Genomic DNA, 14,972 nt, shown 5'->3' with positions numbered 1-14,972 from the left:
ACCAAGATTAGGGGGAATTCAGGGATTACTTTTATTTCAAGCAAGTACAGGTTTAATCTGTACGATGAGGAAAATAAGAGAGAGTAAAAGTGGTAAGGAATTCCCACTGTTACTCTAACAGAGATTAAGCAGGATCAGCTGTAAATCCACGCTCACTGAGAGTGGCAATGACTTGATCCTGACTCACCGTTGTGTTGATTTCAACAATACGGTTTTGTAAATCAATATCGAGTGAGGCATTCGAGTCGAGCTCTTTAATTGCGGTAGTAATGCCGCGTGCACAACCACCACAAGTCATATTAGCGATGTGAAATTTCATATGTTGCTCCTTTTTAACAAAACATTTGTTTAAAACATTAGAACAGTAACTCTAAACTTTCACCATACAACCAGCCTTTTTCTGAATCAGTTACTCGCTGTAACTTGGTCTGTTTACAACCTTACAGTTTTCTTCAGAGTATTCCAAAGAAGAGTGTTCTAATGACTACAGTAAAAGTACTTAACCAACATTAATGTGACTTTAAAATGACATTTTTATCATCTACGATCACTCTGAAATTTATAAGATTAGTTATTTCAATCAATGGTAGTGAACTGAATAGATGAGACCGTTATGGGTTGAAGATAAGCTAAAAACCGGTGACTACCTTTATGTATAATGCCTCATGATGCGATTTTACTGTTCTGATTGTCGTAAGTTGGCAGTCCAGTAGAAACTTTATTGCTCAGCTACAAAAGATAAATGCAGTAATGTTAAATTTCCTCAATTCCCTTATTTTGAAATTCTCTTATTCAATACCCACGACAGTGGTTATATAGCCTGTTGTTAATAGAATTGATAGACCTAATAACATCTCAAATAAAATGGCATGACTAAGGTGTTTAGCGAATTTAGGATGTTGAAGACGCGGGGTGAAATACCATTTGTTGAAGGCAGCTAAAAGTAGAATACCTATAACAAAAAACATTTTAACCATGAAACCATAGCCATATGCAGTATTGATTAAGGTATTAAAATCTTTAATTAAAAGAAGAGCTACACTAGCGCCACAGGCGATTAATATCCCAACAATGAAAGCAGCAATACGTCCAAATACATGCATGCGATCTTTTAAAGGTAAACAACTTATTTCCCGGCTGGTTTTCCATAACGGATATAAAGACCCCATCCATAACGACATAACTAGAATATGGATTGATAATAAAATTTGAGCAAGTAAGGTTAAATTAGCGACATGTCCGAGCTGGGAAAAACTAAAAATAATCGGGAGAAGTAAAACACAAAATATTGAACTTTCAATTATAGAAAACTGACCTTTGTTCCTGTTAAGTTTAACCACCATGAGAAGAAGTAAAAGAGCAAAACTAATAGAACGAAGAACGTATATATACCCCGTCGGAGTATTAACCAATATATTAATATACGTGGGGTCCACCATCCCTGTAATACCAGTATTGGCAAAACTACCAATCAGAATAAAAAATCCCAAGGTACTGGAAATTAGGCCTAATCCAGCGCCAATTGTAATATATTTAAGAATCGATTCTTTTAGTTCAAGATATTGTCTAAGTAAAAAATAGCAAAAGGCTCCACCAACGACAAAAGCTACACTTAAATATAAAATAACCTTAGTTAACCAAGTGGCCCACATCCAATATTCAGAAATCATTATTTTTGTCCATTCTAGAACAACATGCCAGCACCTCACTGACATGTTGAAAGGTAATCAATTCTTATTTAGTTGATTTGATAGTGAAACTATATTCACCATTCATGTTGTGACCATCTTTCCCCATTGTTGTCCAGACAACGGTATATTTACCTTTTTTCAGTTTCGGAAGAGCGACATCAAAGGATTTCTTTAAGTCATGAGTAACTTTATATTTTAAAGGAACATCTCTTCGCTGAGCATCCAGTAACTTAATATTCATCAACATAACCTCTGCACCAAAGTTAAGGGTCAAGTTCTTTGGTTGACTAAGGATAGATGCATTTTCCGCAGGAATCGCACTCACTAAACTCACATGAGCGAACGTAGTTGTAGTAGCCACAATCATCGTTGCAGCTACTACAACATTACGTAGAGCAGTCATTTTATTTTGAAATAATTTCATTTACGTTTCCTCTTGATTCGTTAGTTCATTAGAGATGACTTTATAAAATCTATATTTAATGAGACCACATCATCTCCTCTTATATTTCAATTATTAGTGAGAGACAGAAACAGAGCGATGACTTCAAAATTACATTTTTGTCATTTTTAAAATTTAAAATCTTTAACTATTAAAATAATCTTATTGAAAAATAATGATCATTTAACAAACAAATTATGTAGGTGGTTGATTTATGAAATGTAGTAATCATTTTGTCTAAGAAAATAGTAGCTATTGGCTTTGTTGCATAAATATGTAAGCATCTGATTTAAATAGATTTAATTTTGGATCAAAAAATAATCAAAACTTTTAAAATCATATAGTTATGAAATCTTTGTGCAACAAAGCCGTAGCTATTTAATTTTTTATATTTTAGTTTAAATATAAACATGTTATGTTTAATTTGATCTAATATAAATTTATGGGCTAAGCACATGACTCAAACACGTCCAAGAATGACCAAATTATTTGAACAGCTTGGTTTAGCTTCTACTGAAGAAGCAATTGCAAAATTCATAGAGAGCCATCAGCTAGCTGGAGATGTTTTTTTAACACAAGCAATTTTTTGGACTGATGCTCAACGTCATTTTTTAGAAGAAAAACTACACTCTGATGGTGAATGGACGACAGTGATTGATCAATTAAATGAGTCTTTACATGAAAATTCAGTAAAATAATTTTCCGTTAGTATTAAGGATCTACATTCTTCCCTGCATTGAATACAACTCATTCATACAGTAGTACTGTTTTGGAGATGGAATCTCTATTATATAAGTAGTAGATTCCTTACTCTGAAATTTGGATTATAAACCCTAATATTAAAAATAATCTTCTTTACCTTCTATCTAATAAATATACCAATAAGTTTAATAATTAAATTATCCACCCTTTTTTCTATAAAAAAACTATTTTGATCAACTGTATTTTTTCTTTAAAGGAATAACAGTGTAAATTACATTAAGAATGTGTCTCTAACTAGCCTTGGAGTCATCTAATCATTTCATTTTTATTTTTAAGCACATAAAATCATAACAACTTTAATAGTTTTAAAAGATTAATATTAAATAAAATTTTTGTCATCTCAGCATAGACTATATATTTCGAGAAGATCTCAAAATTACATTTTTGTCATTTTTAAAAATAATTAATTAATAGTGCTAAAATTTTTAAGAGAGACAGAGAATAACCAAAAATTTCATCAGTTTAGTAGTCAAATTCCTAGTCTCTGTTCAGTACTAAAACATAGCTTTTACTTCCAAATTATTTAAAGGAAAAAATTATGATGAAATTCAAAAACATTTTTTTGGGCTTATGTATCGCAGCCGCGTCATTGAATACATTTGCACAGCAATCCGATGAACACAAAGATCACCATCCTGAAAAAACAGCACCATCTGCAGTAACAATTAAGCAAACAGTTACCAGCACCACTGCTACAGATAAAATGGCTGCAATGGACCAGCACATGAAAGCAATGCAAGCCATGCATGCAAAGATGATGGCTGCAAAAAACCCTCAAGAACGTCAAAAACTTATGGCTGAGCACATGAAACTCATGCAAGGAGGTATGAGCATGATGAAACAGATGAGCGGCCAAAGCATGAATGCAAATATGGCTGACCGTCAGCAAATGATGGAAAAACGTATGGACATGATGCAATCCATGATGCAGATGATGATGGACTGTATGCCTCCCTCCACAACTAAATAATTACCCATGAATTAGAGAGGGAAGCACCATGAACCATCAACCTCAAGAACATAATTCAGTACCTAACTTTTGGTCTACACGTTATGCCATCGGCCTATTCGTGATTGGTGGTGTGGCAGCCTATTTTCTCTTAACCGAGCATTTGGCCCATGTCGATGGTGTTTTACCCTTTTTACTCCTTTTAGCATGCCCACTCATGCATATTTTTATGCATGGTGGTCATGGACATCACCATCATCAACAGAAAAATCCAGACACATCAGATAATAAAAAATCACGCGAACCAGGAGACCCCTCATGAATCATGCGGAATCGGCTTATGGTTTATGGACGCTGGTTATCATTAACTCAGCAGTTTTTATCATGTTCGCTTTCAGTTTTTTTAGACCTTCCACTGCGCGCGATTGGCGTACATTTAGGGCCTTTTCGGCTTTTATCATTGCTCTATTTGTCGAAATGTATGGTTTTCCTTTAACCATTTACCTGTTATCTGGTTGGCTTCAAACTCGCTTCCCTCAACTTGACTTACTTTCTCATAATGCAGGTCACTTGTGGTCAACGCTATTAGGTGAAAAAGGTGATCCACATTTTGGCATTTTGCATATCGCCAGTTACGTTTTCTTGGGCTATGGATTTTACCTGTTATCAACGTCATGGCACGTGCTGTACAACGCGCAACGTCAGCATTCTTTAGCGATCACAGGCCCTTATGCGCGCATACGTCACCCCCAATACGTGGCTTTTATCTTGATCTTGCTGGGGTTTTTATTGCAATGGCCAACTTTACTGACACTGATTATGTTTCCAATCTTACTCTTAATGTACAGCCGCTTGGCAATTAAGGAAGAGGCTGAAATGAGTAAACAGTTTGGCGCTGTCTATGACAGCTATGCTCAACAGACTCCAAGATTTATTCCAAAATTCGGCCATAAAACCACTTTTCCATAAGAGAATTATTTATGTCAGACCAAAACAATCATAACCAGGACCATATGGCGCAGGCTACAACAGACGTATTGAAAGACCCAGTCTGTGGTATGACAGTGACTAAAGAATCGAAATACCATGAGGAATTTAAGGGGAAAACTTACTTTTTTTGCAGTGATAAATGTCAATCAAAGTTTCATAGCAACCCTGTGCAATACATCACTAAATCTGGAACTATGAATGCCGATGCACACACACAGCATCATCAGGTTGCTCAAGCCGTTAATGAGGCAAGCACAACAGGCACGACCATCTATACTTGCCCAATGCATCCAGAAATTAGACAGGATCATCCTGGAAACTGTCCTAAATGCGGAATGACACTGGAACCACTCATTCCTGAATTAGAGGAAGATGAGAATCCGGAGTTACGTGATTTCCGCCGACGCTTCTGGTGGACACTGCCATTGACCATCATCGTGACTTTTTTGGCGATGTTTGGTCATCAAATGAACCTGTTCAATATGGCTGTTCAGAGCTGGATTGAACTGGTGTTGTCACTCCCAATTGTACTTTGGGCAGGTTGGCCATTTTTTTCCCGGGGTTGGCAATCGGTTGTGAATCGCAGCCCGAACATGTGGACGCTGATTGGTTTGGGCACTGGAGCTGCATTTATTTATAGTGTGGTCGCAACCATTGCACCGCAAATCTTCCCAGACTCATTTATTTCCATGGGTCGTGTCGCTGTTTACTTTGAAGCTTCAGCGGTCATCATTTCATTGACCCTACTGGGACAAATATTGGAGTTAAAAGCACGTTCGCAAACTTCTGCTGCAATTAAGTCACTCCTTGGGCTCGCTCCTAAAACAGCTCGCCGAATCCTGCCTGATGGAACTGAAGAAGATGTTCCTCTAACGCATGTCCATGTAGGAGATTTACTCAGAATTCGCCCAGGTGAAAAAGTGCCTGTGGATGGTGTAATCACTGAAGGAAGTAGTTCAGTGGATGAATCGATGCTGACAGGTGAACCTTTACCGATCACTAAACGCATCGGTGATAAAGTCATTGGTGCTACCCTGAATACCAATGGTTCCCTAATCATGCGTTCAGAGAAAATTGGTTCAAGTACCATGTTATCCCAGATCGTACAGATGGTGGCGCAAGCTCAACGATCGAGAGCACCAATGCAACGTATGGCTGATCAGGTAGCAGGTTGGTTCGTCATGGCTGTAGTGACCATTGCCTTGCTTACCTTCTTTGGATGGGGACTATTCGGCCCAGAAGAATCAAGCTGGGTTTATGCATTAATCAATGCTGTGGCAGTACTCATTATTGCCTGTCCTTGTGCACTAGGCTTGGCAACTCCAATGTCTATCATGGTTGCGACGGGTCAAGGTGCTACTCATGGTGTGCTGTTCCGTGATGCAGCAGCCATTGAGAATCTACGCAAGATTGACACACTAATCATCGATAAAACAGGTACGTTAACTGAAGGACGCCCTGTATTCGATCGTGTAGTTGCCGCATCAGATTTTGACGAATCTGAAGTATTACGTTTAGCCGCCAGTCTTGATCAAGGCAGTGAACACCCGCTAGCCGAAGCGATTGTAAACGCAGCACACGAACGTGGCCTGTCTCTTGAAACACCAGATAATTTTGAATCGGGCTCAGGGATTGGTGTTCGAGGTCAAGTGGGCGATCGTCAGTTAGCTTTGGGCAACACAGCACTGATGGAGCAATTGGGTATCTCGGTACAATCTCTGATTCCGCAAGCCGAAGAGCTGCGTTCAGAAGGTGCAAGTGTGATGCATCTAGCCATCAATGGTGAATTGGCCGGCCTGCTTGCAGTATCCGATCCCATCAAAAAAAGTACCCCTGAAGCACTTGCCACCCTGAAGGAAGCTGGACTACGTATCGTGATGGCAACAGGAGATGGTCTCACCACTGCCCGTTCAGTCGCATCACGTCTGGGTATTGATGAGGTACATGGTGAAGTTAAACCCGCAGATAAACTCGAACTTGTCAGCAAATTGCAGAAGGAAGGTCGCATCGTGGCAATGGCCGGCGATGGAATCAATGATGCACCAGCACTAGCCAAGGCTGATGTCGGTATCGCTATGGGGACCGGAACTGATGTCGCAATGAATAGTGCTCAAGTTACGCTGGTCAAGGGGGATTTACGCGGTATCGCGGTTGCCCGTTCCCTTTCGGAAGCTACTGTTGGCAACATGAAACAGAACCTCATGTTTGCTTTCCTTTACAATGCCTTGGGTATCCCAATCGCAGCTGGCGTACTCTACCCATTTACCGGTTGGTTGTTGTCACCCATGATTGCGGCCTTGGCCATGAGTTTTAGCTCCGCTTCAGTGATCACCAATGCCCTTCGCCTGCGACATAAAAAGCTATGATAGAGAGTCTTTTTCTTCCACCAGATGTATCAGGCCTGATTGCAGCACTTGCCATCGGCCTGCTCATTGGTTTAGAACGAGGATGGAATGATCGTGAACTGCCAGAAGGCAGCCGAGTAGCAGGCCTACGTACCTTCACATTGACAGGATTACTCGGAGGAGTGCTGGGTCATCTACAGCCAAACTTTGGGCCTTGGCCACTAGTCGCAGCCGTATTAGGGCTTTCCCTTTTACTTACGGTATCCTACGCGCGTACCGCAAAAATTTCCGGTAATTTAAGCGCTACCACGACGATCGCGATGCTGTTGACATTAGTTCTAGGTGCATATGCATCCCATGGTAATGTTACTTTAGCATTAACAGCGGCTGTCATCGTGGCTGTATTTTTGGATCTCAAGCCAACCTTACATGGTTGGTTACGCTTGATCGAACATCGTGAATTAACCGCATCTCTACAGTTACTGGTACTTTCTGTCGTTATATTACCTTACTTACCCAATACGGGTATGGGACCTTTTGCTGCATTAAATCCTTACCAGTTATGGTGGGCAGTGATCCTGATTGCCGGACTCTCTCTGGCAGGTCATTTTGCCATGCGGCTCACCGGTTCAGAAAGAGGCATACTCTGGACAGGTCTATTGGGTGGTTTGGCATCTTCTACAGCTGCAACTGTCGCACTGGCACGCTATACACGCCAGCACCCCGTCATGGTCAGTGCTGCTATTTCTGGAACATTGGCTGCCTGTGGCATCATGTTTTTTCGTATGGTTGTGCTGATAGGCGTCATTGAGCCAGCATTGCTAAGCACTTTTGGTGGTGCAATGATGATTGCGGGAATCCTTCTGCTGGGTATGGCATTGTGGAGACAACGCCAAATTACCAGCGCTGAAAACAACGATCGAACAATAGAAGCAATGGCTCCTTTTGATCTTGGGACAGCATTCAGCTTCGCTGCTTTCCTGGCTGTCATGGCAGTCTTGGTCCCGGCAGCAAAACAATGGTTGGGCACCAGCGGCATCTTCGTATTATCGACTATTTCTGGGCTAGCAGACGTAGATGCTATTTTAGTCTCACTTGCCCGCCTGCATAGTACTGAAGGCTTAACAACAAATGTGGCTGCTGTCGCGCTAGGGCTGGCCACACTGAGCAACATGTTAAGCAAAGCGACAATTGCATGGATGACAGGGGGGGCACAGTTTGGCCGAGCTATCATATTTGGCTACACAATTGCCATGATAGGTGCTGGCGTAGCTCTGGCTCTCAGTTTGAGCTTTATGTAAGGTCAACTCGGGTAAATGGAAGATGTTCAAAAAATGAGTTAAAATGATTCCCCTTGCATGGATTCACTTTGAAAAACAATGGTAAAAATGATTCGACCATTGAGGGATTCAGCCTGGATGGTCGCCCCAAGCATATCAAGAATAGATTTTGTTATCGCGAGCCCTAAGCCGGTTCCTTCTTCTGTTCTTTGTCTAGATGCATCTGTTCGATAAAATCGATCAAATAACCTGGATAGTTGTTCAGGAGAGATTTCAGGGCCTTCATTTTCAATTGAAAATATTGTGTTATCTAAATTCTGTTGAAGTTTTATGCGTATTGTAGAATTCTTATTTCCATATTTAACTGCATTAGATAATAGATTGCTGAGTGCTCGACGTAACATAGCAGGATCACCTTTGACATTTCCAGATCCTGTTTGTTGAAGCGTCATATTTTTTTCGGCAGCTAGCGCATCATAGAAATCAAATAAGGCTGTAACTTCTTTAACCAGGTCAATATTCTGTAAGTTCTGTAATTTTAGGCCATGTTCTGCTTTTGCCAAGAAAAGCATATCGGATACCATTCGAGCCAAACGTTCTAATTCTTCTAAATTAGAAAATAGTACTTCTTGATAGGTACTGGTATCTCGTTTACGGGCAAGACATACTTGAGTTTGAGTCATTAAGTTATTAATCGGTGTTCTAATTTCATGCGCTAAATCAGATGAAAAATCGGAAAGCCTTTCTAAAGCTGATTCTAGTCTGTCGAGCATATCATTGAAGGCAATTGCTAATGATTTTAGTTCTGTTGGTGTGTGCTCAACTTCTAAACGTTCTGAAAGATGTTGGGCAGAAATGCCTTCTGCGACCTTAGCCATTTTTTGCACGGGTCTTAAACCTCTCCAGGTTGCAAACCAGCCTAAAAACATTAAACAAATCGTACCGGCTAAACCAATGTAAAAAAGTTGACGCTTAAAATCATTTAAAAAATGTAGATGCTCAGAGGTATCTATACCGACAATAATTTGAGTAGATTTTATTTCAGAATTTTCAACTATATTCGCGTTATAGATAATCCCCCGATAAGTTTTACCCTGAAGTTTCCACTCAATCCACGAACTATCCGCTGTTTTCATTAACTTTTGGGAATTAATCATTGAAGGGGCAGTACTGAATAGAATTTGGCCTGTGGGTCGTTCAATTTGAACAATCAGATCATGATGCCCAACTAAAGCATCTTTCAAATATAAATTAAGTTTTGGAGAGTTTTTAGGGTTTTGTTTAAGAAGGTTTTGAACTAGCTGGATTTTACCTTCTAATTGGGTACGATCTTGCGTTTCAAAATGATGCATCACTAATTTATGGATGAAAAACCCCATCATAATGAGAATACATATAGTCGATAATGAGAAAATAATACCAATACGAAAACTGATAGATTTGAATAATTTATTATTCATCTTCTACCTCTAATACATACCCCATTCCTCTAATATTTTGAATTAACTTAGGGGTAAAATTACTATCTACTTTATTTCTTAATCGTTTAATAGCGACTTCAACTACATTTGTATCACTATCAAAGTTCATATCCCAAATTTGAGATGCAATAAGTGCTCTTGGTAGAATTTCACCTCTTCTACGCATAAAAAGCTCCATAAGAGCAAATTCTTTAGCCGTTAAATCAATGCGTTGACCTGCTCGTGTTACCCGACGTTTTCTCAAATCAAGTTCTAAATCAGCAATCTTAATAATATTATTATCTTCTCTTTGTTGCCCTCGTCTAAGGAGCGTTTTTATTCGAGCTAGAAGCTCTGCAAAAGCAAAAGGCTTAACTAAATAATCATCAGCGCCTAGCTCTAATCCTTTTACTCGATCTTCGATTTGATCTCGGGCGGTAAGAAAAAGAATGGGCATTGTTTTACCGCTGCTACGAATATCATTGATAATATTCCAACCATTTAGTCCAGGTAACATCACGTCTAAAATAATTAAGTCATACTCTTCAGAAAGAGCTTGATGTTTACCCGTTAACCCATCTGTAACCCAGTCCGTAATATAGCCAGCTTCGGATAAACCTTGCTTGAGATAATCACCAGTTTTTTGTTCATCTTCAACTAATAGTATTCTCATTTCCGAATCCTAAGTCATTCATTAAAACTATAATAACGTTATAAAACATCTGATCGAGATAGATTACAAAAATGTCATTTTCAAGTCACTTAGATGTTCAGTGCTTCACTTTATTGTAGTAGCAAGAAATTAACTTTTAGAGAAACTTATGAAAACTGTAGTGCGTCGTAGTCTAACAATTTTAATGTGTGCTGGAACTTTAATTGCTGGTACTCAATCTTGGGCAAAAGATGTATCAACCTCAAGTGCCACTAAAACGGTAAAAGCACAGGAACCTTGTACAAAACCTTGTAAAATGGAAAAAGATGACAAGACTCAGCAAGATCATAGTCAACATCAGTCTCCTAACTCATCTGACATGTCAAAAATGGATCATTCTATGATGAATATGGACCATTCTAAAATGGATCATTCAAAGATGAATATGCCTAGTAGCAATAAATAATTTTATAAATAGCGAGAAAGAAGTATTAAAGTTTATACTAAATATTTGCTTTATTACTTCAATCTTGACCTTTCTAAAGGTGAGATAGAATGTCAAAAAAGTTAAGTCATATACTCTTAATTGGAGTTGGTTTATTTTCATCAACTTGGGTAATGGCGGCAGTTAAAGAATATGATTTAACAATCGCTGAACAAACTGTAAATATCACAGGAAAACCAGTTGAGAGAATTACTGTAAATGGTAAATTCGTTGCACCACTTCTTGAATTTGAAGAAGGTGATGAGGCCGTTATCCGTGTTCACAATAAGTTAAAAAATCAGGACTCTTCAATCCATTGGCATGGCTTATTATTACCTGGAATTATGGATGGTGTACCTGGATTTAACAAATTTAATGGCATTGCCCCTAATAAAACTTATGAATATAAGTTTAAAGTCCGCCAAAATGGTACTTATTGGTATCATTCACATAGTAAAGGACAAGAACAAGACGGTTTATATGGTGCTTTTGTTATTTATCCTAAAGATAAAACTCCACTAACAGCTGCTGAAAAAACCGATAAAGATTACGTTGTTTTGCTTTCTGATTTTCATAATTCGACAAGTGATCAAATTATGAAAAATATTAAAAAAGAAGCAGACTACTATCAGAACCGCCGCGAAACAGTATTCGATGTATTAAAACAAGTTAAACGTGATGGGCTAAAAGCGACTTGGCAAGACCGTTCTATGTGGAATCAGATGCGAATGCTGAAAACAGATATGTCCGATGTGACTGGTTATACATTTTTAATGAATGGCAAGACACCTCAGCAAAATTGGACGGGTAACTTCAAAGCTGGTGAAAAAGTTCGCCTTCGTTTTATTAATGCTTCCGCTATGTCATTCTTTGATGTACGCATTCCAAACCTAAAAATGACTGTAGTCAGTGCTGATGGTCAACCTGTAAAGCCCGTTCCTGTAGATGAGTTCCGTATTGGTACTGCTGAAACTTATGATGTCATTGTGGAACCAAAACAAGCACATTACCAAATTGAAGCTGAATCTATTGATCGTACTGGTTTTTCGGTTGGAACCTTACATGATGAAAATACCTTACCTGTAAAACAAATTGAGATGCCTAAACCTCGTCCTCGCTCTTTATTGACTATGGAAGATATGGGGATGGATCATGACATGTCTTCAATGCAAGGTATGAATCATGATATGTCTTCAATGAAAGGTATGGATCATGATATGTCTTCTATGAAAGGCATGAATCACGATATGTCTTCTATGAAAGGTATGGATCATGATATGTCTTCTATGAAAGGCATGAATCACGATATGTCTTCTATGAAAGGCATGAATCACGATATGTCTTCTATGAAAGGTATGAATCATGATATGTCTTCAATGAAAGGTATGGATCATGATATGTCTTCTATGAAAGGCATGAATCACGATATGTCTTCTATGAAAGGCATGAATCACGATATGTCTTCTATGAAAGGTATGGATCATGATATGCCGATGAATAGCGCTACTGTTAAGGCGGCTTCAGACAAGAATGATAATACCGTATTTGGATGGGCAAATGCTTCAACACCTGAAGGTAATAAAGCATTGCAATATAGTGATTTGCAATCGTTAGATCCTCAAAAAGACACTCGTGCAGCTGAACGTGAAATAGAGATCCGTCTTGGTGGAAACATGGAGCGTTATATTTGGACAATAAATGGTAAAAAATTTAATGAAGCCGACCCACTAGTGGTGAAGTATGGTGAACGTATTCGCTTAAAATTTGTCAATGACAGTATGATGGCTCACCCAATGCACTTACATGGCATGTTTATGCAGCTTGAGAATGGTCAGGATCCAAGCAATATGCCAAACAAACATACGGTAATTGTTCCACCTGGGAAAACGATAACCACTCTACTCACAGCTGATGAGTTAGGTGAGTGGGCTATTCATTGTCACCTGCTTTACCATATGAGTGCAGGAATGATGAATAAACTCATTGTAGCTCAAGTGGAAGATGGTAATTCTACAAAGACTGTTCCTCAGTCCCAAGTAAATGAGAAGGGAGTAAATCCACATGCACATCACTAATAATTTGTTTTCAAAAACAACTTTGATGATTGCGCTATTTGGATTATCAAATCTAACGTTCGCTAAAAATGAAACTCCTGTACAAGACAGTAATATTACAAATGGTATGAGAGTCTTATTACAGGAGTCTGGTGGCTTAAGATATAGCCCCCAAGAATTGTATCCAGAATATTATTCAATGGAAAATGCAAATGGGGGAGATAATATTATTCTGACCGCAAGAAAGAGATCAGCCCCATCTCATGATGATCATCTTAAAGAACATGGCGGACAAATTTATCAAGCAACAAAACTTGAAAATGAATGGATGGTTGATGAAGACGGTAAGGGCAACCTAGGAACAAAGTTTGAAACTTTAATTGGAACAGATGAAAATCGTCTATTTATTGAAGCCAATTCGGAAAAGTCAGAAAGTAATGATCCAAAATATGCTGTATCAGCACTTTATAGCCGTAACGTAGCCCCATTTTGGGATGTACAAGCTGGGGTAAGATATAGTGAAGATAAAAATAACAGCAGCAGCGATCGAGTGGATGGGGTTATTGGTATATTAGGTCTAGCTCCTTATTTCTTTGAAACACAAGCATATCTTTATGGCGGTGAGAATAATTTTTGGGGAGCAAGTTTTGAATTAGAACGTGATTTGCTTTTAACTCAGAAACTTATTACTCAACCTTATATCGAAGCAGATGTAATATTTAGCGATGATTCTAACTATGCTGCAAAATCAGGTTTATCAGAACTAAAAACTGGTATCAAAACCCGATATGAGATTACTAAGCGAATTAAACCTTTCATTGATGTTGCTTACCAATATGAAAAAGGACAGAAAGCCACTTCTATGCAAGAGGCAACAGAGTCTGAAAAGGGATGGAAATATGGTGCAGGCATCGAATTAGTTTTTTAAAATAGTATGATTTGGATTCATGAATGGTAGCTTCGGCTACTATTCATGAATTATTACTATTTATTTTCGAATCTGTAAAACTAAAAAAGCTTAATTTTTGGTCTATTTTTATGCAGTGGTTAAAAACATGCTTAAAATTATCACTTATGAGAGTTTTTGATATGCCAACTAAAAAACCAACATCTGAGCGTGATATCGCTAAAGCAGCTGCTTATATATTGCAAGAAAGCTTTTTTAAAGGGTAATCCCCCCTAAAAATAATAGGATCTAAAAGTAGAATTTTCTCTTAAGATACGAGCAGGAGATTCTGCATGAAAACATCTAAATTTACTGACAGTCAGATCATGTCCATCTTGAAACAGGCAGAATCTGGCACACCTGTAGCGACCCTTTGCCGTGAACACGGCATGAGTAATGCTACCTTTTATAAATGGCGTGCCAAATATGGTGGTATGGATACATCATTAATGGCTCGACTGAAAGAGCTAGAAGCCGAAAATACCAGACTTAAAAAGATGTATGCGGAAGAGCGATTAAAGGCCGAAATCATCCAGGAAGCGATGGCAAAAAAGTGGTAAAGCCATCTTGCCGGCGTAAGATGGCACAACAGGCAGTTGCCCAGCATGCCATTAGTATTCGTTTGGCTTGTAAAGCATTTGGCATTAGTGAAACCTGCTACCGCTATCAAGCCAAACTCAGCGATGACAATGCACTCATTGCTGAACAGCTCATTGAACTCACTGAGGAAAATTCCGATTGGGGCTTTGGTTTGTGCTTCTCGTATTTACGGCATGTTGAGAGTTGCTGCTGGAATCACAAGCGGGTTTACCGCATTTACTGTGAGTTGGCACTGAATCTGCGTATTAAACCGAGAAGAAGACTAAAACGGCATGCGCCTGAACCATTGAAAGAACCAATCCGAGAAAATCAGGTTT

The 14,972-nt window shown here is 38.8% G+C and carries 15 protein-coding genes and 1 pseudogene; 11 read left to right on the top strand and 5 right to left on the bottom strand.

Features of this window, described 5'->3' with window-relative positions:
* Positions 1–124 precede the first annotated feature (124 nt).
* From ACF8FD_RS00345 to ACF8FD_RS00335, 3 genes are all read right to left on the bottom strand, one after another.
* Positions 125–319, bottom strand: coding sequence for a heavy-metal-associated domain-containing protein (locus ACF8FD_RS00345; protein ID WP_004281879.1), 195 nt, complete (start codon positions 317–319; stop codon positions 125–127).
* Positions 320–788: 469 nt separating this feature from the next.
* Positions 789–1,670: a CopD family protein gene (locus ACF8FD_RS00340; protein ID WP_279679466.1), complete on the bottom strand. Its 882-nt coding sequence runs from the start codon at positions 1,668–1,670 to the stop codon at positions 789–791.
* Between the two features lie 64 nt (positions 1,671–1,734).
* Positions 1,735–2,115, bottom strand: coding sequence for a copper resistance protein CopC (locus ACF8FD_RS00335; RefSeq protein WP_004681441.1), 381 nt, complete (start codon positions 2,113–2,115; stop codon positions 1,735–1,737).
* Positions 2,116–2,588: 473 nt separating this feature from the next.
* Here ACF8FD_RS00335 and ACF8FD_RS00330 point away from each other — a divergent pair, with 473 nt between their 5' ends.
* The 6 genes from ACF8FD_RS00330 to ACF8FD_RS00305 all read left to right on the top strand — a co-directional run bounded on the left by ACF8FD_RS00330 (position 2,589) and on the right by ACF8FD_RS00305 (position 8,480).
* The gene (locus ACF8FD_RS00330) at positions 2,589–2,831 is read left to right on the top strand and encodes a DUF2789 family protein (protein ID WP_004281876.1); all 243 of its coding nucleotides are present in this window, start codon (positions 2,589–2,591) and stop codon (positions 2,829–2,831) included.
* A 602-nt stretch (positions 2,832–3,433) separates the two neighbouring features.
* On the top strand, positions 3,434–3,865 hold the full coding sequence (locus tag ACF8FD_RS00325) for a hypothetical protein (RefSeq protein ID WP_004681444.1): 432 nt from the start codon (positions 3,434–3,436) through the stop codon (positions 3,863–3,865).
* 28 nt (positions 3,866–3,893) lie between these two features.
* On the top strand, positions 3,894–4,166 hold the full coding sequence (locus ACF8FD_RS00320; RefSeq protein WP_234304364.1) for a DUF2933 domain-containing protein: 273 nt from the start codon (positions 3,894–3,896) through the stop codon (positions 4,164–4,166).
* Entirely contained in the window at positions 4,163–4,813 is a 651-nt protein-coding gene (locus ACF8FD_RS00315) for an isoprenylcysteine carboxylmethyltransferase family protein (protein WP_234304363.1), read from the top strand. The genes ACF8FD_RS00320 and ACF8FD_RS00315 overlap by 4 nt, the downstream gene beginning before the upstream one ends.
* Positions 4,814–4,824: 11 nt before the next feature.
* On the top strand, positions 4,825–7,200 hold the full coding sequence (locus tag ACF8FD_RS00310; RefSeq protein WP_279679354.1) for a heavy metal translocating P-type ATPase: 2,376 nt from the start codon (positions 4,825–4,827) through the stop codon (positions 7,198–7,200).
* Entirely contained in the window at positions 7,197–8,480 is a 1,284-nt protein-coding gene (locus ACF8FD_RS00305; protein ID WP_005093349.1) for an MgtC/SapB family protein, read from the top strand. The genes ACF8FD_RS00310 and ACF8FD_RS00305 overlap by 4 nt, the downstream gene beginning before the upstream one ends.
* 38 nt (positions 8,481–8,518) lie before the next feature.
* Here ACF8FD_RS00305 and ACF8FD_RS00300 read toward each other — a convergent pair whose 3' ends face one another.
* Positions 8,519–9,919, bottom strand: a complete 1,401-nt coding sequence (locus tag ACF8FD_RS00300) for a heavy metal sensor histidine kinase (RefSeq protein WP_044111300.1) — start codon at positions 9,917–9,919, stop codon at positions 8,519–8,521.
* A complete protein-coding gene (locus ACF8FD_RS00295) occupies positions 9,912–10,592 on the bottom strand; it encodes a heavy metal response regulator transcription factor (protein ID WP_004679347.1) in 681 nt (226 codons plus the stop codon). The genes ACF8FD_RS00300 and ACF8FD_RS00295 overlap by 8 nt, the downstream gene beginning before the upstream one ends.
* 148 nt (positions 10,593–10,740) lie before the next feature.
* On the opposite strand from ACF8FD_RS00295, the gene ACF8FD_RS00290 reads away from it, so the two are divergent.
* The 5 genes and pseudogenes from ACF8FD_RS00290 to ACF8FD_RS00270 form a co-directional block, all read left to right on the top strand.
* A complete protein-coding gene (locus ACF8FD_RS00290; protein WP_004281865.1) occupies positions 10,741–11,037 on the top strand; it encodes a hypothetical protein in 297 nt (98 codons plus the stop codon).
* A gap of 89 nt (positions 11,038–11,126) precedes the next feature.
* Positions 11,127–13,130, top strand: a complete 2,004-nt coding sequence (locus ACF8FD_RS00285) for a multicopper oxidase domain-containing protein (protein WP_234304361.1) — start codon at positions 11,127–11,129, stop codon at positions 13,128–13,130.
* Positions 13,117–14,037, top strand: a complete 921-nt coding sequence (locus tag ACF8FD_RS00280; RefSeq protein WP_058870630.1) for a copper resistance protein B — start codon at positions 13,117–13,119, stop codon at positions 14,035–14,037. Before ACF8FD_RS00285 ends, ACF8FD_RS00280 begins: the two co-directional genes overlap by 14 nt.
* A gap of 23 nt (positions 14,038–14,060) precedes the next feature.
* A complete protein-coding gene (locus ACF8FD_RS00275) occupies positions 14,061–14,282 on the top strand; it encodes a hypothetical protein (RefSeq protein ID WP_058870629.1) in 222 nt (73 codons plus the stop codon).
* Positions 14,283–14,348: 66 nt separating this feature from the next.
* Positions 14,349–14,972 (top strand): annotated as a pseudogene (locus ACF8FD_RS00270) (transposase); the annotation flags it as partial.

This window comes from Acinetobacter sp. TYF_19, assembly GCF_043105125.1.
GTDB classification, from domain to species: Bacteria; Pseudomonadota; Gammaproteobacteria; order Pseudomonadales; family Moraxellaceae; genus Acinetobacter; species Acinetobacter johnsonii.
This window is presented reverse-complemented; position numbering and strand designations above follow the sequence as displayed.